Origin of the sequence: Methanocella conradii HZ254 (genome assembly GCF_000251105.1) — an archaeon.
GTDB classification, from domain to species: domain Archaea; phylum Halobacteriota; class Methanocellia; order Methanocellales; family Methanocellaceae; genus Methanocella; species Methanocella conradii.
In genome coordinates, this window is sequence record NC_017034.1 from 583,462 (window position 1) to 603,894 (window position 20,433).

The window sequence follows — 20,433 nt, forward strand, 5'->3', positions numbered from 1 at the left end:
ACCCCGGCCTTTCACGCCTCTTCCGCCTCTTCCTTCCCGCCCAGGTTCACATTCGGCTGCCTGATTATGATTATGTCAGAGGCTGCCAGCACCCACCTGTAAGGGATTATGACGCCCTTGGTCTCCACGTCAAACAGGTCCCTGTTGATGTTCCCGAGGGCCAGGCCGGATATCTTCCTCTCGTTTGCCTCGAGCTGGACGTCCTGCACCTTCCCCACGTACTTCCCCTTATCCGTATAAACGTTCAGGTCGAATAAAGAGGTAATATCAGCAATCATTAAGACTCCTCTCCCCTACTTATAGCCCTATAATGATATATACTTTGTTGGATAATATTTTTACGATGGACTCGTCTCTTAAAATTGGCAGCTTCATGGGCATTCCCATCAAGCTTCACGTCACGTTTTTATTGATCCTGCCCTTCATCGCGTTCGCGTTTGCTACCTCGCCCCCTCCGCTGGGCTTCAGCGGCGTCTCTAGCCTGTGGGCGCGCGTCGGCCTCAGCCTTCTGGCCGCCATATTTTTGTTCGCCTGCGTGCTCGTCCACGAGATGGCTCATTCTTACGTGGCGGTGAAGAACGGGATAAGGATCGGCGGCATCACTCTCTTCCTTTTCGGCGGGGTCTCAGAGATGGAGGACATACCGAGGAACCCCGGGGTGGAGATGCTTATGGCGTTCGTGGGGCCGGCGATGAGCATCCTGCTCGGCGTCATCTTCACGCTCGCGTACTTCGCCGTGCCAGGCCTGAAAGGCGACATATACCTGGGCACCATGGTCGCCCTGCTGGCGTACATGAACATAGCCCTGGGCATATTCAACATCATGCCCGCATTCCCGATGGACGGCGGGAGGGTATTGAGGGGATTCCTGGCCGAGAGGATGCCGTATATCAGGGCCACCCGGATAGCCGTTAGCATAGGTAAGCTTTTCGCTTACATTCTCGGCCTCGTTGGCCTGCTGCTGTGGCCCATCGGGCTATGGCTAATCATCATCGCAATCTTCATTTATATCGCCGCAGGGGAGGAGGAGCGCTCGACCATGACATCCATAACGCTGGAAGGCATAAAGGTCAAGGACATCATGACGACGGACGTTCATACCATGGAAGCGAACGCCACCGCCGCGGAGTGCATCGAAACGATGTTCAAGCTCAAGCACCTCGGCTACCCTGTGGTCGAGGAGGGTAAGATGGTGGGCATAGTCACCCTGACCGACGTCTCGCGGGTTCCGGCGGAGGCAAGGGCGGCCACGCCCGTGAGAGACGTCATGACCAGAAAGGTTATCACCTTGAAGCCCGATGATGACGCGTTCATGGCGCTTCAGAAGCTTTCGACGAACAGGATTGGGCGCCTGGTGGTCATGGAGGGCGACCGCATCGCGGGCATAGTCTCCAGGACTGACATGCTCAAGGCGCTGGAGCTCTACGAGGTCACCAGGGCTGAGGCAGCCGCCAGGACGCAAAAATAGGGAATAACTACAAAAATATATTATATTATATTATTCATTCATTATATCGGTCGTGAAATGTTGATCGAAGGACAGGCCTCGAATGAACAGCGCATCTCTCCAAACCCGAAGGATAATATAGTATTGGTGGGCACTGCCCACGTCTCGGAAAAGAGCATAAGGGACGTGGAGGAGGCTATAGAGGCTTACAGGCCGGACATCGTGGCAGTGGAGCTCGACGCCCGCCGCTACCAGGCCTTAAAAGAAGGTGGCCAGGAGAAAAAGGAGATCCCCATCAAGGAGCTTTTAAAGGGCAATAACCTCGCCATCTTTTTAATCCAGACGATGCTGGCCTTCGTCCAGCGCAAGGTTGGCGCCGAGATGGGCGTGAAGCCTGGCTCGGAGATGCTAGCGGCGATCGAGGCAGCGAACAAGAGGGGCATACCCGTCGCCCTCATAGACCGGGACCTCGGGGTTACCCTCGCGAGGTTCTGGAGCAAGATGTCGCTGCGCGAGAAGTTCAGGATGCTTTATTCTTTAATACTCGCAGCCCTGGGCATAGGCACGAAGGACATAGACGTGGATAAGATGACCAGCGAGGACGTGGTGGCCGACCTTATAGAGGAGCTCAGGGAGTTCACCCCATCCGTGGCAGAAGTCCTGGTTGACGAGCGCGACGCCTACCTGGCCCATAACCTGCTGGAGCTGGGAAAAACAAAAAAGGTGGTCGCAGTGGTGGGAGCGGGCCACAGGGAGGGCATTAAGAGGCATCTCGAGCACCCCGAGTCCATGCCACCCATGGAGTCCATATCGTCCGTGCCGAAGAGGCGCCGCATACCCTGGCTGAAGCTCTTCAGCGGGCTGGTCGTGCTGTCGGTTGTATTCGTCTTTATGCTGTTGATCCTGTCCGGTATACCGCTGGAGCAATTGCTCCTTGCGCTGCTCGTGCTCTTCATCGTGCAAGGCGCATTGTCTGCGCTGTTCGTCGCCCTCGTGGGTGGCCACTGGAAGTCGGTGGCCACCGCCTTCGCCCTGGCGTGGTACGCCTTCCTCAACCCGGTGCTCGCCATAGGCTGGCTGGCGGGCGTCGTTGAGGCCGCGCAGCGCCCCCCGACTATGGAGGACTTGAATGGCCTTTTGGGCAGCGATGATAGTGGGGTCATTGACACGCTTAAGGGCATGCTCGATAATAGGCTCTTTAAGGCCATCGCCGTGGCCGCCATGGCGAACATAGGCAGCATGGTCGGCACTTTCGTCGGCGCCGCCATCCTCGTGTACTATTTCCACCTCACCGACCCCGTACAGCTTCTTCAGTCTGGCGTTAGTAATGGCTACCATGCCGTGGCCTCCTGGTTGGCAGCCCTACGGCTTTAACCACAGAGGACACAGAGCTATCGTAACCACAGAGGACACAGAGAGAATATTCACCACAGAGGACACAGAGGACACAGAGAGAATATTCACCACAGAGGACACAGAGGACACAGAGAGAATATTCACCACAGAGGACACAGAGGACACAGAGAGAATATTCACCACAGAGGACACAGAGGACACAGAGAGAATATTCACCACAGAGGACACAGAGGACACAGAGAGAATATTCACCACAGAGGACACAGAGGACACAGAGAGAATATTCACCACAGAGGACACAGAGGACACAGAGAGAATATTCACCACAGAGGACACAGAGGACACAGAGAGAATATTCACCACAGAGGACACAGAGGACACAGAGAGAATATTCACCACAGAGGACACAGAGGACACAGAGAGAATATTCACCACAGAGGACACAGAGGACACAGAGAGAATATTCACCACAGAGGACACAGAGGACACAGAGAGAATATTCACCACAGAGGACACAGAGGACACAGAGAGAATATTCACCACAGAGGACACAGAGGACACAGAGAGAATATTCACCACAGAGGACACAGAGGACACAGAGAGAATATTCACCACAGAGGACACAGAGGACACAGAGAGAATATTCACCACAGAGGACACAGAGGACACCAGTAGTTACGATGGTGTGTTGGTGGTTGTGTTTTAGGGGGTTGTGGTGGTTTAGGAAGCTAAGGGCTATTAGCTTTTGGGCTGCTTGTTTAGGTTATGAAACTAGTAGCATCATCCAGGCTAATAGCCCCTGAAGGGGTGTTTTGTTCGAAGAGTTTAAAACCTTTATCCAGGAAGTCTCCAAACTGTTTCATTTGAGTATAAGGGATGGGTAAAAGACTGTTATACCTGGTCGGGTGTTCGTTGGATTGTACGAGTATCGAGGATTTTTTGTGCCATAAGGCTATGAGCCCTGACGTGGCGCTTAAACCCGGATGGATACCCGTGGAAGGGATGATAGTGAAGTGTAACGTGTTGCTCGTCTTGTCCGCCCGGATAGCCTTGAAGACCTGCTCGTAGAATCATGACCTGAGTATTGATTTCCACGATGTTGTGTATAGTGGAGGGAAGAACATGTACACGGTGAACGTGTTGAAAGGGGATAGGATGAAGAGGTGTCTCAGGTACGCTGTGTGTGGTTTGACAGGGCGGGGTAGCTTCCTCGCCCTGGCAATCCAGCCCTACGAGCAGGTCTTCAAGGCTATCATGGTGGAAAAACTCTTGGAGAGACTGCCCTGCAATCCGGGATTGGTGCTCATGGACCGTTATTTCAGTAGTGTGGACGTTTACAAGACTGTAATGGCCAGGGGCATGAGTTTTTTAACCCCCTACAAGATTAACGAGAGGACTGACGAACTCTACAAGGAGTCAGTCCTCGACGGGGAGGTGGTCAAGGATTATTCTATGAGGAGCAGGACGGGGTGGTGAAGATGCATTTCCTGTACGACCCGTGTAACGAGTACTATGCCTATGCGAGCAACCTCGAAAAAGTCGATGTTGAAGCCCACTACCCCTACCGGTGGAACATCGAGAATTGTCTCGCTAAGAACATGGTGGACACGGTTACGAGCAGCACCAGCATGGCCTACCTGCTCTTATTAGAGACTATCAGCCTTATACTCGCCAACCTTTGGAAACTCCTCGTAAAAACAATACAAGTACGACAATTACCATTAAAACTTTTAAAAGAATGCTGGGAAGCCTCATAATCCAGGAAGACGAAGCATGGACACGCAGGGCGAAAGAACGAGGCTAAAAAAAAGGATAATCCTACTAGGACAAGATGGTTGAACCCTTTTTCATTCTAGCGCAGGCTATCAACCCATACGTGGACAGGACAAGATCATGCCATAAAATAACATGGTCATGCCATAAAATAACATGGTCATGCCATAAAATAACATGGTCATGCCATAAAATAACATGGTCATGCCATAAAATAACATGGTCATGCCATAAAATAACATGGTCATGCCATAAAATAACATGGTCATGCCATAAAATAACATGGTCATGCCATAAAATAACATGGTCATGCCATAAAATAACATGGTCATGCCATAAAATAACATGGTCATGCCATAAAATAACATGGTCATGCCATAAAATAACATGGTCATGCCATAAAATAACATGGTCATGCCATAAAATAACATGGTCATGCCATAAAATAACATGGTCATGCCATAAAATAACATGGTCATGCCATAAAATAACATGGTCATGCCATAAAATAACATGGTCATGCCATAAAATAACATGGTCATGCCATAAAATAACATGGTCATGCCATAAAATAACATGGTCATGCCATAAAATAACATGGTCATGCCATAAAATAACATGGTCATGCCATAAAATAACATGGTCATGCCATAAAATAACATGGTCATGCCATAAAATAACATGGTCATGCCATAAAATAACATGGTCATGCCATAAAATAACATGGTCATGCCATAAAATTTTTACAAAAAACAAAGAGGACCACCACTAAAAACGCATGAAAAAGAAAAAAGCCCAAACCATAACCCAACAACCACCTAGAAACCATCGTAACTACTGGACACAAAGGAATTTTTATTACTCAAGGGGGCTTCGCCCCTTGAGAGACCCATTTCCACCTATTATAAATGAGATTCTTTTTTATTATGGGTCTTCCATTTATATACCAAATAATTGTATATCAAATGATTGACCTATTAAAGATTGAGGGGGTCTCCGAGGGGGGCGACTAGCCCCCCCTTAGGAAATAAAATTCCTCTGTGTCCTCTGTGAACCTCTGTGGTGAATATAATCTCTGTGTCCTCTGTGAACCTCTGTGGTGAATATAATCTCTGTGGCCTCTGTGGTATAATTTCTCTCAATGTTCTTCGTGTACTCCGTGATTAAAAAAGCCACCGTGTTAGTCATGATTTTAAATCGAGCATTTAACAATTAGAGCGGCCCAAGCCGCACCTGACCATTCTCAAGCCGTGCGACGAACGGCTCGAAGCTCTTAGCGAAGGGCGCTTTTTTTATTTGTAAGAGGGCATAGCCACCATAGTCCCAAACGTCTACGACGCCGTCTGACGAGGCCTCGGCCTCGCCGGCGAGGAAAAGGCCATACTCAGGCCCTGTATAAGATATAAGCAAGTGGCCTTTTTCGCGAGCGAGGCTTAACGCAGACCCGTAAATTTTCCACGCCTCGGCTGGCCCGGAAGACTTTTCGAGCAGGCCGAGGTCCACGAACATCCTCCACCGCCTGCCATTGGTCAAACCCGCCATCATATCCTCGGCCATTTTTAGGCCATTACCCTTAGAAGTAATGCATACGACGCCATCTCCGGCATCGGCCGCCTCCCGCGCCATCGCGTCCACCATGGGCCTGACCAACGCTCCATCCCTTATGTTAAAGTGCCACGCAGAGCCATACAACATGCCGTCGATATTCTCATCAAGGCCCTGGATGCCTGCCTTAGCGGCCTTACCTTTTAGTTCTCCTACGCCCGGCGCCATGACCATTATGCCATCCCTGGTGATATTATACAGGTATCGGCCCGTGGCATGTGCCTGTCCCCTGACCTTAACGACCTCCAGGGCCTTTGCAGGAGCGGCCATGGCTCCCCGGCTAGGCACCTCGAGGCGCGTGAGGTCGACTATGCCGTCTGCCAGCAACCGCTCGATCCCTCCCCCCTCCGTCGTGAGAATGGTGGTGCAGCCGGAGCGGGATGCCCACCCCATGAACGATAATAGCTTCTTCCTCCTATCAGCATCATCTCCCAGAAACAGGTTTATCGACGAGATGGAATCGACTACCAGGTGGTCGATACGGTGTGAGCTCACCTTTTCCTGTATTATGTCAAAAATGTCGCCAGCGTTCCCTCCCGCAAGCGTCGTTCCTAGCGAATAATCCCAGAACTCGACGAATCCCCCCTCTTCTCGTGAACCGTAAAAGTCGACGTTAACCCCTGTCTTTATGAGGTCCAGGTCGTAGAATGCCATCGTGGATGCGAACTTATTTATCGAGTACAGGAGCTCGCACGTGCTCACGAAGAGGGCGCGGTCGCCCTTTCTTGCCTGGTTGAAGATGTACTGGAGCGCCAGCACCGTCTTGCCTGAGCCTGGAGGGCCGGATATGAGCAAAGTGGAGCCTTTTGGGATGCCACCTCCAAGCAACTCGTCAAGTCCATTAATGCCGGTTTTAACTGTTGGCAGCTCCATGTTTTGTCCCCAATCAAAGAATAGCATTGTATAAGTAAGACATCAGAATATAAGTATTTTAAGGCAGGAGACGCATTCGATAGGAATGATTAAAAAGTGCTGTGGCGACTGATGATGCCATTGTCTAAACCAAGGGCAAGAAACTTAATACCGGACGATCCTTGTTATTCAACACGGCACCTCTTCTCGAAACCATTATTAGCGCGTAAGCATCATGTATGGTTATCGACGTGAAAGTATGACAGAGATAAAGAACAGGGCGAAATTCGGCATCCCCGACCTGGACACAGCCCTCGACGGGGGCCTGCCCAGGGGCTCGCTCGTGCTCATCGAAGAAGACACAGGCGCAAAATCTCAAATCCTGCTGAGCAAGTTCATAGCCGAAGGCCTGCTGAACAACGAGTACTGCTATATATTCAACATGGAGCACCCGCCGCAGGCCATCGTGAACTCGCTTAACGCCTTCGGCCTCGAGCCCGAGGAGTACATCAATAACGACCAGCTGATAATCATCGACGGCTTCACAGACGCCTTCGGGTGGGGAGAGTTCGTGTCAAAGTGGAAGTACGTGTGCCACGACCTTTCTAATATTTCCGAGGTGCATGAGGTGGTCAAGAAGGCCACCGCCGATATCAAGCCCTATAACAACCTGCGAGGCACAGTCGACTCGCTGACCACGCTCATCATGGCCACCGACTCTGAGCGCTCCATCCTGAACTATATTCACCACCAGATGGCCATCCAGAAGAACTATGGCACAACCACGCTTTACACCATTCACGCAGGCGCTCATCGCCCCGAGCTGGTTAAGGCATTGGAGCATATCGTGGACGGCGTGATCTGGATCAGCATGGTGGAAGTTGACAATGAGCCGAGGGACGTGATACAGATCAAAAAGCTGAGAGAGTCGCGCTATTCGTCGAGGAAGTATTTCTTTAACGCAGACGAAGAGGGCGCGAGGCTCGAAGAGATGAGAAAGGCTTTTCCAGGTAAGCCTTAGGAAAAAATTTTGTTAATTGACGATATTATGTTATGATATTTTTACGGCCATCCTGGCAATCGGTAGATTAATTTAGTTTGTGAATATATCATTTTTAGTATAATTTGTTGATGCCCTATTAGTTTTTGCAGGGCTTTAGCAAGGGGGCATATGATGGTAAACACGAAAAGAGCCGTGGGCATATCCGAAGGGCCTAAAGGCGAGGGGGGAGTGGCCGAGCATAACGTTGATAATGCCAGGTTATTGCTTGAGAAGGGAGATACCGCAAGAGCCATCGTCGAGCTAAAAAAGGCGGCCTTGGCAAATCCGGGGGACGCAGACGTTCACTATGACATCGGCGTGGCCCTTGTGCGGGCGGGCAGGCTTGACGAGGCCATCGAATCGTTCGTCAGGGCGATAAAAGTAAAGCCGTCGTTCGCGGAGGCCCACTACAACCTGGGCGTCGTGTTCTCGAAGAAGGGCATGGTCGACGACGCGATAAAGGAGTATGACAGGGCCGTGAGGCTCAAGCCGGACTACTTTAAAGCCCATTTTAACCTTGCGCTGGCCCTCACCCATAAGGGGCTGATGGTGCACGCCAAAAAAGAGCTTATGATGGTTGGAAGCATTAAGCGTAAAAAGGCGATAGAACACTATAACCATGGGGTGGAACTGGCGAACAGGGAAGACTTCGTCGGCTCATTGGCAGAGTTTCGCGAGGCGCTCCGCTTATGCCCCGACCTTTATCAGGCGCATAACAATATAGGCGCGCTGCTGGCGCATAACGGAATGCTGGACAGGGCCATCGCAGAATATGAAAAAGGCCTCAAGATAAACCCGGACGACCCCGAGTTACACTTCAACAGGGCGCTGGCGCTGGGCGCGAAGGGAGACCATAACTCCGCCCTTAAGGATTTAGGCGAGGCCATCAGGCTCAGCCCAGGCTTCGCGGAGGCGCATTACAGCCTTGGCAGGACCCTGGCCGTGCTGAATAAGCTGGACTGGGCAGCATATGAGTATAATGAAACGCTGCGTCTCGACCCGGGCATGGTAATCGTATATTTCGAGCTGGGGCTTGTCCTCGAGGAGCATGGAAAGCTGGATGAGGCGGCGGAGGCTTACCGGTCTTTCATCGCTCGATGCAGGCCCGAGCATGGCGCGCTCAGGGACCAGGCGGAAAGGCGCCTGGATGCGGTCGAGAAAGCTCTAGCTGCACCGCCGTGATTATATCCCTCGTCCGTCATTAAATATCCATATGCTTGTAAGGTTTCTGGGCACGAACGGCTGGTTCGATTCGGCCACCGGCAACTCGATATGCACGCTCCTCGAGGCAAACGATGCCTACGTAGTGCTCGACGCGGGCAACGGCATCCACAAGCTGGGCATGTACGTCAAAGACGAAAGGCCCGTTTACCTCTTCTTAAGCCACTTCCACCTCGACCACATAGTGGGCCTACACACGCTCGTCAAGCTAAAGCTGCCTCAAGGGCTTAAGATATTTGGCATGGAGGGGACGGAGAAGTCGCTCATGGCGATAATGAGAAGGCCGTATACCGTGCCCCTGGGAGAAGGTCCTTTTCCGATCGAGGTGCTCGAATTGCCCCGGGACGCCGAGAGGGCGCCTTTCCTGGAGAGCTACGGCTTCCTTGTGCACTCCGACCCGTGTATTGGATTCAGGTTCAGGCTGGACGGCAAATCAATCGCTTATTGCACGGACACGGGCATCTGCGATGAGCTTATAAGGCTTGGGATGGGCGCAGACCTTTTGATAACCGAGTGCTCGGAGCTATCCGGCCGGCACAGCGACCGCTGGCCACACCTCAACCCCGAGGACGCCGTAAGCGTCGCCAGGCGGGCAGGGGCGAAGAGGCTGGCGCTCACCCACTTTAACGCCCACCTGTATGGCACTATCGAGTCGCGGAAAAAGATAGAGGAGCGGCTGGCAGGGGCCTTCGAAGGGCTCACCGTGGCGATCGACGATGCCACGCTAGAAATATAAGTCCACTATAATAAACTTAGGGCTTTCTGGAAGCGTTCCAGGCGTCCACGAGGGAGAGCACCTCGAAGAGGTTAACGTTGGAGACCACAGCGTCAGGCCTGATCCCACTGATCTGCTGCTCAGGCTTGCTCCTCTGCGAAACCAGTATGGTCTTCATGCCAAGCTTGGATGCGCCCATCATGTCAGCCGTCATGTCGTTGCCCACCATGACGGCCTCAGATGGCTTCACGTTCAGGTTGCTCAACGCCCTTGCGAAGATCATCGAGTTCGGCTTCTTCACGCCCACCTCGCTCGAGAGCACTATCGTCTCGAAGTACCTTGTGAGGTCATATAGCCCCAGCTCGGGTAGGGTGAACGCCTCCTGGGCGTTAGAGACGATGCCAAGCCGGTACCTCTTCTGCATCTGCTCCAGCGCAGGCTTAACCGTTGGGTAAAGAAAAATGTGCTTACGCGTGGAGGACCTGAATAAGTGGGAGAGGTCCGTCGAAAGGTGGTCGAGCTCCTCGGGCGTCCTGGAGGCGAACCTGAGGATGATGCTCTTGAAGACGTCCCGCACGTCAGCATCGGGGTAAAGCTCCCTGCGCTCGCCCATCCTGGCCTCGAACTCCTCTATGATGTTCTTGAAAATGTCCGCCTCGATGCGCCTCCTGGCCTCCTCGGTGCCAAGGCGCCGGGCGAACTCCTCGCGATAGAGCCACTTAAGCTGGTCCGCAGACAGGTAAATGTACTTGTATTCGAGCCATCTTGAGATGGCCTCGTAAGCGGAAGGGTCCGATTCGTCCGTGACGATGTCGATGAGCGTGCCGTAGACGTCGAAGAGGATGGTGGTGATCAAGGCACCACCTCGATGCACCGCGTGCCCCGCTCTACGAGGTACCTCCGGTAGTCGGGCTTCCAGTACCCCAGCATTGCGATCTTGAGGAACCCGCGGGATACGTAGAAGGGCAGCATCCTCAGCAGTTTTTCGCGCTCGCCTGCGTCGGGCGCGTAGGCCGTCAGGAAGCGGGCAATGTAGGGCCGCGCCCTATCCTCGTCTTTCGCCAGGTATGCGCACTGGTGGCTGAGCTCCGCCACCACCGTGCCGACGTCCAGGAGGGGGCTTCGCCCCGGACGGCTACGCTCGACGTCGAATCCGTAAACCACTCCCCCCTGTATCTTGAAGTTCGACGGGTTGGCATCGCCGTGGACGGTGACCCCCCGCTGCTCGAATAGTGGCTTGAAGCTATGCCACCGCGTCAGCCCTTTAGCGATCCTCCGGTGGAAGCCGTCCAGCGCGCCCTGCTCTTCAAGGTAGAGCATAGGCTTAAGGTATGAGTAGAACATCTCCGACGCGTCTACCCTGCTATCCTGTGGCATGACCGTGTGGATTTTTCTGAGCAGCCCGGCCGTCAGGTCGAGGGCGGCCATAAGCCTATCCTCCTTCCCGCTGCCCTTTAGCGTATCCTGGATGAGCGATAGAAGCGTGGCCCCTCCAACGTATACGGTGGCAAGGGCGCAGTCAAGGGCCTCGTTTACCCCCAGCGCCCTCACGATGCGATACGGGCCCGAAGAGAAACCATTCTTCTCATACTCCTTGAGCATGGCGTACTCCGCCTTCATCTCCCTGCACGGGTCGTACGTGACGCCAGTCCTGCCCAGGGTTCTCCTGAAGAATTTTACGTGTACTCTCGTCCCGTCTACCCCGAAGACGCAGGACTCGTGGGACGAGGCGGATGGCTCTTCCATCCCGTTCGATCCATTGCTGGCGTCGCTGAACGCCTCCGGGTTCTGCCTCGCCAGCTCTGATACCCACCTCAGCGCGGCGGCTTTCACGGCGTCATGCCTCCGGGGAGAGCGAGTATGGAATGGCTTCAGGGTATACCTCTATTCCTCCTACGCCGATGCTCATGGGCACGATTTTCATGTTAAAGGATTGACGGCGCATCTTGGTGACCCAGAAGCACCTCTCCACGTTATTCCCCGCCCTCGATAAAAACAGGTTTATGTTTCCGTCGCTCATGAACATCTCGTCGGTCAATTCCATGCGGGGGAACACCTCCATGGCCTCGGATACGAAGAGCGAGGTTATGCCACGCCTCTTTAGTATCCTTATAAACTTGAGCATGTACCGCCTTCGGTCCATATCGTCGGGGAAGTAGTACTTGAAGAGGTTCATGGAGTCCAGGACCATCCTTGTGGCGCTCGTATGGGTCACTATGTTCATGATGCCCTCGAGCGAGCCTGGAAGGTCGAGCCTCGAGAAGTAGTCGTCCGTGACGATCGAGATGGCGCCCCTCTTCACGAGGGAGTCCCACTCTGAAAGCCCTAGTGAGGCGGCGTACTCTGACAGCGACATGTCGGTCTCCTCGATGGCCATCATGAGCCCGCTCTCCCCATACTCCCTGGCGCCCGCGTACACGAACTGCATGCCGAGTATCGACTTGCCCGAGCCTGGCGGCCCCGATATGAGCACCGCCGATCCAGGGTATATGCCCCCGTTGAGCATCGTGTCTGCGCCCGGCACCCCCGTCTTGACAAAGCTAACGCTATGAGCCATGCAACCTAATCATAGAATATATAACTGTTTATATAATAATATTGCCACAACATGCCGTGTCCTATGCAGCCCGACATGCAAATGTCTTTCATAGGACACGGCAGGAAAAAAATATTTAAAAGTATAAAACCGTTCAATTTTGCCATATAATAGATAATTCGGAACGAAATAATAAAAGTAGAGAGTTCACATGGCTAATAAGCTGGCCCTTGTCATATACGACACGAAATACGGCTCCACCGAGCAGGTCGCCCACTGGGTGGCCGAAGGTATAAACGACGCGGACATCCGGCACGTGGACGACGTGACCTCGCTCTTCTATGACCTGATCGTGATCGGCTCACCCGTGTACAACGAGGCGCCATCCACCCGCATCCTGGCGTTCCTTGAGAAGTACAGGGATAGCCTTGCCAATAAGCGGCTCGCCATCTTCACCGTGAGCCTGCCCTATAACATGACTCCAGAGCGAGCAAAGGGCTATGCGGGGGCTAGAATCCTCGAAGAGCTTGCCGGCAGGGTCAAGGGCAATATAATAGATAAGAGGGCATTTCTGGGGAAGCTCGAGGAAAAGGAGCTGACCTCCCTGGACAGGCTCTCCCTGCGCATACAGTACTTCTTGAAGGGATACAGGCTGAAGGATGCCAACTATCTTGACAGGGATGCCGCCATCGCATGGGGGAGGAGGCTGTTCGAGCTTGCCACCAGGGCGCCTGAGGCCGTCACCACGGAGAGGAAGGATAGGAAGATGGGCGGCTCCACCGGGGTGCCAGAGAGAAAGGGCGACGGGCAGAGGGAAGAAAAGAAGTGAGCCCTACACGCTCGGCGGCTTATCCTCCGGGGGCTCGTCGCCGCCTGGAGTTTGGAGAATCTCGATGCCCGCTTGCTTAAGGAATTGTAAGGACATCTCGTCCGGGTAGCCGTTCTGGAATACCACCCTTTTTATTTTGCCGTTTATGAGCATCTTGGCGCACAGGATGCAGGGCTGGTGGGTACAGTAGATGGTCGCCCCCTCGATGGAGACGCCATGTAGCGCCGCCTGGATGATGGCGTTCTGCTCCGCGTGCACGGCCCTGCACAGCTCGTGGCGGGTGCCATGGGCGACGTTCTCCTTCTCGCGGATACACCCGATGTCCAGGCAGTGCTCGAAGCCGTACGGCGCGCCATTGTATCCCGTGCTGAGTATTCTTCCGTTCTTCACGATGACGGCGCCTACGTGTATGCGCAGGCATGTCGAGCGCTTGGCCACGACGTTGGCTATCTCCATGAAATACTCGTCCTGGCCGGGCCTCTTGTACGACATGCCTTTACCTCTTCGAGTTTAAAGCGTATTTCATCTTGAGCCTATCGCCAGCCCAATCATACCTGGGGGCCTTACGCTTTTTTAGATAAGGCCCAGCCTTCTGGGCAAGGGCGTGGGACACGATGGGCAGGGCGATGGTGGCGTCCACGAACACCTGCACCTTCGGGGCCACCGCCGCTATCTTACCCCACGACACGGCCTCCTCGAACGTGCAGCCGCTTAAGCCTCCCCAGTGGGGGGCGTCAGTCGTGTACTGGATGGCATAGCTGTGGCCCTGGATGGGCAGCCCTAGAATGGAGGCGATAACCTCGGTCTGCTGTATGAAGTTCTTGGGCACGCCTCCGCCCACGTAGATGACGCCCGTCTTCTTCGAGTTCTCCACTATCTGGGTGATCTCATCCACGTCCTTCATCTGGTCGACGTTGACCACATTCCCGCTCCTCCTGGCGACCATCAGGCCTATGCCGATGGAGCTGTCGCAAAGGGCCGGAACGAAGATGGGCACGTTGTGCACGTATGCGCTCACGACTATAGAGTCATGGTCCGCCCCCTTCTCATGGAGCCATTTGCCCAGCAAAAACATGAATTCCCTGGATGAGTACGGCCTCTCTTGCTCAAGCGTCTCGCTGAAGCCCGCGATGAGCCTGTCGGTGCCGCGGAACTGCTCCTCGACCGCGAACACGTCGTATATCCTGTCGACGCCTTCCTTGAAGAGCGTCTCATCGTCCACGGCGTGGCTGCCCACGTAGTGCTTGCCGCCCAGCGACTCGTGGACGTCGTGGAACATGTTGGCGCCCGTGCTTACCAGACAATCAATCATGCGGTTCTGGATGAAGTAAGCTATGATCTTTCGCATGCCCGCCGGACACATCGCCCCGGTCAGCCCCATGAATATCGTTAGGTCGTCTTCCTTGAGCATGTGTGCCCACGTCTCGACGGACTCTCCAAGCTTGCGCCCCTGAAAGCCCGTGCTGGCCATCGCCTCCGTGAGCTCGGCTATTGACCTGTCGGCGACCTCTATCGGCGCGGTTGGCCTTTTCAGGAATTTGCTTTTGGCCATGTCTCTCTCTCGACCTCTTTCATAAGAGCAGGCTTTATCGATATAAATTTTTAGTTCCCGAAAAGGACGAAAGTTTTTATCGTGGAAAACACCTTGTAAATGGGGGTCATAGATGCTATCACTCGTGGGGGATGTCACCAATACCATAACAGGGATAATAGGCAACCTCGGCTACCTCGGAGTTTTCATACTCATGACCCTCGAGAGCGCGGGAATGCCCATACCGAGCGAGGTCATAATGACATATGGCGGGTTCATCGCGACGCCGGGAGGCATCGTTCACGTGGTGGCTGTGGCGGTCATAGGCTCACTGGGCACCGGCCTGGGCTCGGCGATAGGCTATGCCGTCGGGGCGTGGGGCGGAAAGCCCTTCATGGATAAGTACGGCAAGTTCTTCGGGATCAACCCTCAGAAGATGCTGTGGGCCGAACGGTGGTTCTGCAAGTACGGCGAGTCAGCCTGCATCTACACGAGGCTGCTGCCAGTCGTGCGCACGGTGGTGAACGTCCCGGCCGGACTGCTGAACATGGATTTCAAGAAGTTCATGGCATATAGCATGGTGGGCGCATTTCCATGGTGCCTTGTCCTTGCCTGCATCGGCTACATCCTGGGCGAGAACTGGGAGTCTATCATGGGCGCCTCGCACCTGCTGACCTACGCCGTCGGGGCCGTAGTGCTTTTCATAATCGCAGCCTGCATCACTCTTTACGCCCTGGTGAGGATGGGCGTCATACCCAGGAAAACCGTGGAGAAGTACCTCGGCTTTCTCCTGAACGCCTAGGCTTGGCCCGTTTGTGAAAAAGTATATCGTATATTTTGTCCATGTAAGTGTTCGTGGAAGCAGAGAGCAAGGATAATTGCAATGGCAACGAGGGCGGCAATGGCAGGCCCGGGCTCGCCCAGGTGGACGATAGCGGCATCGGCTCGCCCGTAGGTGGAGTGGCCGTGGGCGTCCTGGACGCGACAAAAGGAGAATTTAAATACAAACTCGTGGGCGTCGAGTATTTTCAGGACGGCTACAGGAACGAGTATCAGGACAGGGTGGCGCAGGGCGTAAGGGAGCTTTTTAAAGAGATGGGCATAACGAAAGACGCCTACAGGATAGAGATCTGCTCGGGCCACGTCTTCGACCTCACGAGAAAATGGCTCGACGAGGAGGGCTACGAGTGGAGGCCGGTCAAGATCGTCGACCCCCTCCAGAGCCTTATAGAAAACGCTTTTAGCGATTACCTGGTCAGCATTGGCGTGCCAGAGCGCATCCGCACCATAGAGGTGGGCCGCGACCAGTTCATGTACCTCTTCAACTGGGTCAGGCAGGACCCCGAGGCCCGCGTTAAGTACTGTAAGACTAATGGAAGCAAGTGGAAGGCTAAGTGGTCCCATAAGCTTTACGAGAGGCGCGGCTCTGTTGAGAAAAGATGATATGGCGCCCTTATAAAGGCTCGTAGGCGCCATACGGGCCATAATAGCCAGTCGCAGGGTCAAAGCCCACCCCGCCGGCTAAGGCGTATCCTGCCCCCGGGTATGGGCCAAAAGGCGTCAGGCCGGGCATCTGATAAAACCGCTCGGAAGCCTCGGCAACGGGCGGCGTGAACGGGCCGAAAGCCGCGGACCGCTGCGCGCTATAGACGAAGCCGCTGGTATAAGGGCCGCATGCGGCCACCCCAGAGATGGGGCCCGGCACGACTGGCGCCGCAACTGGAGCGCCTAAAAATGGCTCCGATGCGGCTTCCATAAGCGGCATGCCCGCCTGAGGCATGAGGCTGTAAGGCTGATCAGCGCTATACGGCTGGTTCACGCAGTCCTGGGCGCCAGCCGTGAGCAAGGCCGCATTCAATATAAAGGCACCAAAGAGCAAAGATATGGCGAGACTTTTTACGTTCATCCATAATCCCCTGTGATACGGTTGCCACATAAGAGTAAAACGTTATCCCGTAAAAAGTGGCGTATGTGCCCTAAAAACAAGCAAAAAAGATACAGCGCGCTGGTGGAAGCGATGTCAGGCGAGGACTATACGCACGAGGCGGGCCTGGCCTTCGAGCGGCACGTGATCGGCCTCTTCGGCAAGGATTTTAAGATAAAGTGGATGCGCGAGGGGGCCACGAAGGAGGAGGTGGACTTCAGCCCCGACCTCGAGGTAGAGCACATAGAGACAGGGGACGTTTTCGGCGTGGAGTGCAAGTACCGTGCCTCCCATTTCATGGGCAGGCTGCCCTGGGCCAAGGAGTACCAGCTAAAAAAGTACAGCCGGTACAGGGAGAAGACGGGCAGGCTCCTCTTCATAGTAATAGGCCTGGGCGGCACGCCGGAGAGGCCTGACTACATGTACTGCGTGCCAGCGTGGGAGGCGAAAGCCACCATGCTCGACGTTGACGGGATAAAGCGGCATCGCCGCAGCCCGCTTAGAAGGTTCCGCTGGGACTCAAGGGAGAAGAGGCTGGTATAGGCATATTTTATGTAGTCGCCAGACATATAAAAAGCACTTATGGGATCTATCCTTCTCTTCTCAGACGTGCACGCCGACGTATGCGCCCTCGAGGAGATACTTAGACTGGCTTTTTGTAGCGATTTTTCTAAGCGCTACGGCCCCCTGGAAAAGGCCATAAACCTTGGCGACGTTCTGGAGAGGGGCCACAGCCCCGCGGAGGTGGTCCGCCGCCTGATGGGCCTGAAAGGCCTGGAATCCATCCTGGGCAACCACGACGAGGCGTTCCTGTACGGGATGCCCGTGTCGGGCAGCGACTTCGAAAGCAAGCTCGTGCACGGCGAGTACAGGAGGACGGGGGAGTATAAGGAGTTCTTCAGGGGCATGGGTAAGTGCTACGTTGACGCCAGGAATAGGCTGTACTGCGTTCATGGCGGGCCGATAGACCCCTGCGCGATCACGCCCCCAAGGTCATGCGGAGTCGAGGCGTGGCTTTACACGCAGCCCTGGCAGCGCATCTCGGCATCCAGGTACGTGGACGCGAGCGGCTACCACTATACTCCCGGGGACGCATTCGACGCGGTGAGGCCGACGTTCGGCGGCCCGGGCTTCGCCATAGTCTGCGGCCACGAGCACGAGGAGGCGGCGTACCGCCAGAAGGGATGGGTGGTCGAGGACATCCTCGACACGCTGAAGAGAGCGTACTTCGAGATGGAGGGCAGGAAAGTGCACGAAAAAGCGCTTCCGATCGACGACGACGCCAGCTACCTCGTCCGGCTTGGCATAGCCGGTCCCGAGGGCTACGGCAAAGAAGACAGGTGCTACTTCGGGGTTTTTACAGCGGGGAAAAATCGGGCCATTTACCTGCTTAACTTTAAGCCGGAGAGGCCGGAGCATGGATGATGAGGACATAGTTGCCAGGGCCCGTGAATTATCCGAATCAATCCACAGGGGCCTCGCCCCGAGCCACGATTTCTCGCACGTGGAGCGGGTGTACCGGCTGGCGGAGCGCATCGCCACGTCAGAGGGCGCGGACCTTTTCGTCGTCCGCATGGCCGCGCTCCTTCATGACATAGGCAGGGCGGAGGAGGCCAGGGCGAGCAGCGCAGACGATTGCCACGAGGAGCTTAGCGTCAGGATGGCCTCCCCCATACTGGACGGGCTGGGCGTGTCCGGGGAGAGAAAAGCCGCCATATTACACGCCATCGCCGCCCACAGGCACCGCCGGGGAGAAGAGCCGCGCACGCTCGAGGCCAAGTGCCTGTTCGACGCCGACAAGCTCGACTCGCTGGGCGCGGTGGGAGTCGCCCGCTCCTACCTGTGGCTGGGCGAGCACGGGAGGGGCGTCTACTATCCCGAGGAGGAGTACGCACACGTCGACCCTGAAGATAACAGGGCCGAGGTCGACTCCGCCCAGCGGGAGTGGCACATCAAGCTGAAATACCTCAAGGATAAGATGTACACGGCCAGTGGCAGGAAAATGGCCATGGAAAGGCATGAGCGGATGGCACGAATACTCGACGAGATAGAGAAAGAGGTTAAGGGCGAGCGTTAAGTATCGATATAGAATCTGGAGACCTCGATGGGCGGTATGTCGAAGCCCGTGGGGGCGGTGCCTATTCCCGGGACCTGGCGTGCCCAGTACGCCCTCCAGTCCAGGACCTCCCGCACGGCGCAATCCTTGCATATGCTATACTGCCATATGCCGTCCACGGAGTAGGGCGCGCCGCACTTCTTGCACTTCGCCGTGCGGAACGGGGCCTTTTTAATGAGCCGCTCCTTCTCGGCGGCAGCGGCTGCCTTGAGCTCCTTCTGGATCTCGCCATCCGTATAGGCTTCGCCAAGGTCGTACTGGCCGATCGTGGCGTACTTCTTCAAGGCGATGTCGAAGAGGCGACGGGGCAAGGAAGGCAAAAACCTTTCCAGCACCTCGCTGTAGCCTAGAGACTCGGTGAGCCAGAGCTTTTCCATCTTCTCGTACAATAGAATTGAGCAGTCCTCGCATAGGTCGTAATCCCACTTTGGGCTGGCCGCGAACTCGCGCCCGCACTCCTTGCAGGCGCGCCTATCCTTCATCGAGGTCATACCATCACCCTGCCAGATACTACTTAGCGCTCATAGTATATATTCTTCCATGTGTCGTGCTAAAAGGCATTATATAAAAATGGCTGGTAGGGTTTGGCCCTACCTGTAAGCCTCGGGCGAGGTTTGAACTCGCGACCTCGTCCTTACCAAGGACGCGCTATGCCGGCTAAGCCACCGAGGCATGTAATGCAGAGATGTAACACCTGTCATATTAATATTTCGGTTCTATTGCTGTGCTGAATAATAGGTGTCGTGGGGCTTAAACAAGGACACGCTTGCCGGCGTGCCAGACCATTAAAGGTCTTTAAGAGCAGGCTTCGCATACGTGTAGAAGCCCTCAAGCTTCCTGGCAATCTGCTCACTCTTATTCTTCATGGCGATGCCGACTATCCTTTCCTTCTTCTTAGCGGAGTATTCGGCGGCCTGCATCAACAGCTTATATGATATTCCTCTTGCTCGCCGCATCGCCCATGCAGCGGCCTTCTTCATCCCGTAGGCCTCAAAAACGTAGGCCAAATACAAATGCGAATGATAATCAATGTTGCCCGTATCGGCCATCATGGTGGTAAAAAACCAGTACAGGCCGTTCTCGACGTCGCCTCCTAAAAAGTAAAACTCGCCGAGGCGCCTGCACAACACGCTCTTCACTTTACAGTTCCTTATGCCATCCAGGAGTATCTTTTTAGCCTCCTCGAAGTTACCCTTATCAAAGTGATACGTGGCTGCCCAGTAATAGGGCAGGTAAAAGTCGGGCATCCTACGCATCTCGCTCTCAAAAGTGAAGACCTCCAGCTTATCCACGTTGTTCGGGCTCTGGTAGTCCATGATGGCCTTCGAGAGGGCCGGGCTATCATTAACGTTCCGGGGGTCCTTCACGTCCTTCAGGCTCCCGTCAAACATGCCTGAAACGTCCACGCCCGGGCTTTCCTCGCCCTTACCCATCAACTTATCGAGAAGCCCCATGCATCCCACCTTTTTATAAAAGTACATCGAGC

Annotated in this window: 25 protein-coding genes and 1 tRNA gene; 14 read left to right on the forward strand and 12 right to left on the reverse strand. The window is 54.6% G+C overall.

Annotated features, from left to right (window positions below; genetic code table 11):
* Positions 1 to 11 precede the first annotated feature (11 nt).
* The gene (locus MTC_RS02935) at positions 12 to 278 is read right to left on the reverse strand and encodes a PRC-barrel domain-containing protein (RefSeq protein ID WP_014405184.1); all 267 of its coding nucleotides are present in this window, start codon (positions 276 to 278) and stop codon (positions 12 to 14) included.
* A gap of 65 nt (positions 279 to 343) precedes the next feature.
* Between MTC_RS02935 and MTC_RS02940 the strand changes: the two genes are divergently transcribed.
* The 5 genes from MTC_RS02940 (at position 344) to MTC_RS02960 (ending at position 4,560) form a co-directional block, all read left to right on the forward strand.
* Positions 344 to 1,468, forward strand: a complete 1,125-nt coding sequence (locus MTC_RS02940) for a M50 family metallopeptidase (protein ID WP_014405185.1) — start codon at positions 344 to 346, stop codon at positions 1,466 to 1,468.
* A gap of 57 nt (positions 1,469 to 1,525) precedes the next feature.
* Positions 1,526 to 2,821: a TraB/GumN family protein gene (locus tag MTC_RS02945; protein ID WP_014405186.1), complete on the forward strand. Its 1,296-nt coding sequence runs from the start codon at positions 1,526 to 1,528 to the stop codon at positions 2,819 to 2,821.
* Positions 2,775 to 3,509, forward strand: coding sequence for a hypothetical protein (locus MTC_RS13450; RefSeq protein WP_193364087.1), 735 nt, complete (start codon positions 2,775 to 2,777; stop codon positions 3,507 to 3,509). Before MTC_RS02945 ends, MTC_RS13450 begins: the two co-directional genes overlap by 47 nt.
* A gap of 395 nt (positions 3,510 to 3,904) precedes the next feature.
* Positions 3,905 to 4,279, forward strand: coding sequence for a transposase (locus tag MTC_RS02955; protein ID WP_143767048.1), 375 nt, complete (start codon positions 3,905 to 3,907; stop codon positions 4,277 to 4,279).
* Positions 4,273 to 4,560, forward strand: coding sequence for a hypothetical protein (locus MTC_RS02960; RefSeq protein ID WP_143767049.1), 288 nt, complete (start codon positions 4,273 to 4,275; stop codon positions 4,558 to 4,560). The genes MTC_RS02955 and MTC_RS02960 overlap by 7 nt, the downstream gene beginning before the upstream one ends.
* A gap of 108 nt (positions 4,561 to 4,668) precedes the next feature.
* Here the strand turns inward: MTC_RS02960 and MTC_RS02965 are convergent, their stop codons facing one another.
* Together MTC_RS02965 and MTC_RS02970 are read right to left on the reverse strand one after the other, a co-directional pair.
* Complete coding sequence (locus MTC_RS02965; RefSeq protein ID WP_143767050.1) at positions 4,669 to 5,286, reverse strand: hypothetical protein; 618 nt, start codon at positions 5,284 to 5,286, stop codon at positions 4,669 to 4,671.
* Positions 5,287 to 5,788: 502 nt separating this feature from the next.
* Positions 5,789 to 7,081 carry an RAD55 family ATPase gene (locus MTC_RS02970; protein ID WP_237705956.1) on the reverse strand — a complete coding sequence of 431 codons (1,293 nt, stop codon included), beginning with the start codon at positions 7,079 to 7,081 and terminating at the stop codon, positions 5,789 to 5,791.
* 211 nt (positions 7,082 to 7,292) lie between these two features.
* Here MTC_RS02970 and MTC_RS02975 point away from each other — a divergent pair, with 211 nt between their 5' ends.
* From MTC_RS02975 to MTC_RS02985, 3 genes are all read left to right on the forward strand, one after another.
* Positions 7,293 to 8,054, forward strand: a complete 762-nt coding sequence (locus MTC_RS02975) for an RAD55 family ATPase (RefSeq protein ID WP_014405193.1) — start codon at positions 7,293 to 7,295, stop codon at positions 8,052 to 8,054.
* Positions 8,055 to 8,204: 150 nt separating this feature from the next.
* Positions 8,205 to 9,257 (forward strand): tetratricopeptide repeat protein, encoded by a 1,053-nt coding sequence (locus tag MTC_RS02980; RefSeq protein WP_143767051.1) that lies wholly within the window; start codon positions 8,205 to 8,207, stop codon positions 9,255 to 9,257.
* A gap of 31 nt (positions 9,258 to 9,288) precedes the next feature.
* Positions 9,289 to 10,032, forward strand: coding sequence for a ribonuclease Z (locus MTC_RS02985; protein WP_014405195.1), 744 nt, complete (start codon positions 9,289 to 9,291; stop codon positions 10,030 to 10,032).
* A 16-nt stretch (positions 10,033 to 10,048) separates the two neighbouring features.
* Here the strand turns inward: MTC_RS02985 and MTC_RS02990 are convergent, their stop codons facing one another.
* Genes MTC_RS02990 through MTC_RS03000 form a run of 3 tightly spaced genes read right to left on the reverse strand, consistent with a single transcriptional unit; the run spans position 10,049 to position 12,568 of the window.
* A complete protein-coding gene (locus MTC_RS02990; protein WP_014405196.1) occupies positions 10,049 to 10,867 on the reverse strand; it encodes an HAD family hydrolase in 819 nt (272 codons plus the stop codon).
* Complete coding sequence (locus tag MTC_RS02995) at positions 10,864 to 11,844, reverse strand: phosphotransferase (RefSeq protein WP_014405197.1); 981 nt, start codon at positions 11,842 to 11,844, stop codon at positions 10,864 to 10,866. The genes MTC_RS02990 and MTC_RS02995 overlap by 4 nt, the downstream gene beginning before the upstream one ends.
* Positions 11,845 to 11,848: 4 nt before the next feature.
* Positions 11,849 to 12,568 (reverse strand): RAD55 family ATPase, encoded by a 720-nt coding sequence (locus MTC_RS03000; RefSeq protein ID WP_014405198.1) that lies wholly within the window; start codon positions 12,566 to 12,568, stop codon positions 11,849 to 11,851.
* A 190-nt stretch (positions 12,569 to 12,758) separates the two neighbouring features.
* Here MTC_RS03000 and MTC_RS03005 point away from each other — a divergent pair, with 190 nt between their 5' ends.
* Positions 12,759 to 13,376 (forward strand): flavodoxin domain-containing protein, encoded by a 618-nt coding sequence (locus tag MTC_RS03005; RefSeq protein ID WP_014405199.1) that lies wholly within the window; start codon positions 12,759 to 12,761, stop codon positions 13,374 to 13,376.
* 3 nt (positions 13,377 to 13,379) lie between these two features.
* Here the strand turns inward: MTC_RS03005 and MTC_RS03010 are convergent, their stop codons facing one another.
* Together MTC_RS03010 and MTC_RS03015 are read right to left on the reverse strand one after the other, a co-directional pair.
* Positions 13,380 to 13,868, reverse strand: coding sequence for a deoxycytidylate deaminase (locus MTC_RS03010; RefSeq protein WP_014405200.1), 489 nt, complete (start codon positions 13,866 to 13,868; stop codon positions 13,380 to 13,382).
* A gap of 4 nt (positions 13,869 to 13,872) precedes the next feature.
* Complete coding sequence (locus tag MTC_RS03015) at positions 13,873 to 14,928, reverse strand: deoxyhypusine synthase (protein WP_014405201.1); 1,056 nt, start codon at positions 14,926 to 14,928, stop codon at positions 13,873 to 13,875.
* A gap of 112 nt (positions 14,929 to 15,040) precedes the next feature.
* Between MTC_RS03015 and MTC_RS03020 the strand changes: the two genes are divergently transcribed.
* Positions 15,041 to 15,709 (forward strand): DedA family protein, encoded by a 669-nt coding sequence (locus MTC_RS03020; RefSeq protein WP_014405202.1) that lies wholly within the window; start codon positions 15,041 to 15,043, stop codon positions 15,707 to 15,709.
* Positions 15,710 to 15,762: 53 nt separating this feature from the next.
* Positions 15,763 to 16,350, forward strand: coding sequence for a hypothetical protein (locus MTC_RS03025; protein WP_237705957.1), 588 nt, complete (start codon positions 15,763 to 15,765; stop codon positions 16,348 to 16,350).
* Positions 16,351 to 16,360: 10 nt separating this feature from the next.
* On the opposite strand, the gene MTC_RS03030 is transcribed toward MTC_RS03025, so the two are convergent.
* A complete protein-coding gene (locus MTC_RS03030; protein ID WP_014405204.1) occupies positions 16,361 to 16,813 on the reverse strand; it encodes a hypothetical protein in 453 nt (150 codons plus the stop codon).
* 63 nt (positions 16,814 to 16,876) lie between these two features.
* On the opposite strand from MTC_RS03030, the gene MTC_RS03035 reads away from it, so the two are divergent.
* The 3 genes from MTC_RS03035 to MTC_RS03045 are packed head-to-tail and all read left to right on the forward strand — an operon-like array spanning position 16,877 to position 18,908.
* On the forward strand, positions 16,877 to 17,374 hold the full coding sequence (locus tag MTC_RS03035; RefSeq protein ID WP_014405205.1) for a hypothetical protein: 498 nt from the start codon (positions 16,877 to 16,879) through the stop codon (positions 17,372 to 17,374).
* A gap of 39 nt (positions 17,375 to 17,413) precedes the next feature.
* On the forward strand, positions 17,414 to 18,256 hold the full coding sequence (locus MTC_RS03040; RefSeq protein WP_014405206.1) for a metallophosphoesterase family protein: 843 nt from the start codon (positions 17,414 to 17,416) through the stop codon (positions 18,254 to 18,256).
* The gene (locus MTC_RS03045; protein ID WP_014405207.1) at positions 18,249 to 18,908 is read left to right on the forward strand and encodes an HD domain-containing protein; all 660 of its coding nucleotides are present in this window, start codon (positions 18,249 to 18,251) and stop codon (positions 18,906 to 18,908) included. The genes MTC_RS03040 and MTC_RS03045 overlap by 8 nt, the downstream gene beginning before the upstream one ends.
* Here the strand turns inward: MTC_RS03045 and MTC_RS03050 are convergent.
* The 3 genes from MTC_RS03050 to MTC_RS03060 form a co-directional block, all read right to left on the reverse strand.
* Positions 18,905 to 19,438 carry a hypothetical protein gene (locus MTC_RS03050; RefSeq protein ID WP_014405208.1) on the reverse strand — a complete coding sequence of 178 codons (534 nt, stop codon included), beginning with the start codon at positions 19,436 to 19,438 and terminating at the stop codon, positions 18,905 to 18,907. The genes MTC_RS03045 and MTC_RS03050 overlap by 4 nt on opposite strands.
* Positions 19,439 to 19,546: 108 nt before the next feature.
* Positions 19,547 to 19,619 (reverse strand) — tRNA-Thr (locus MTC_RS03055).
* Between the two features lie 113 nt (positions 19,620 to 19,732).
* A complete protein-coding gene (locus MTC_RS03060) occupies positions 19,733 to 20,428 on the reverse strand; it encodes a hypothetical protein (protein WP_048188919.1) in 696 nt (231 codons plus the stop codon).
* Between the last annotated feature and the right edge of the window lie 5 nt (positions 20,429 to 20,433).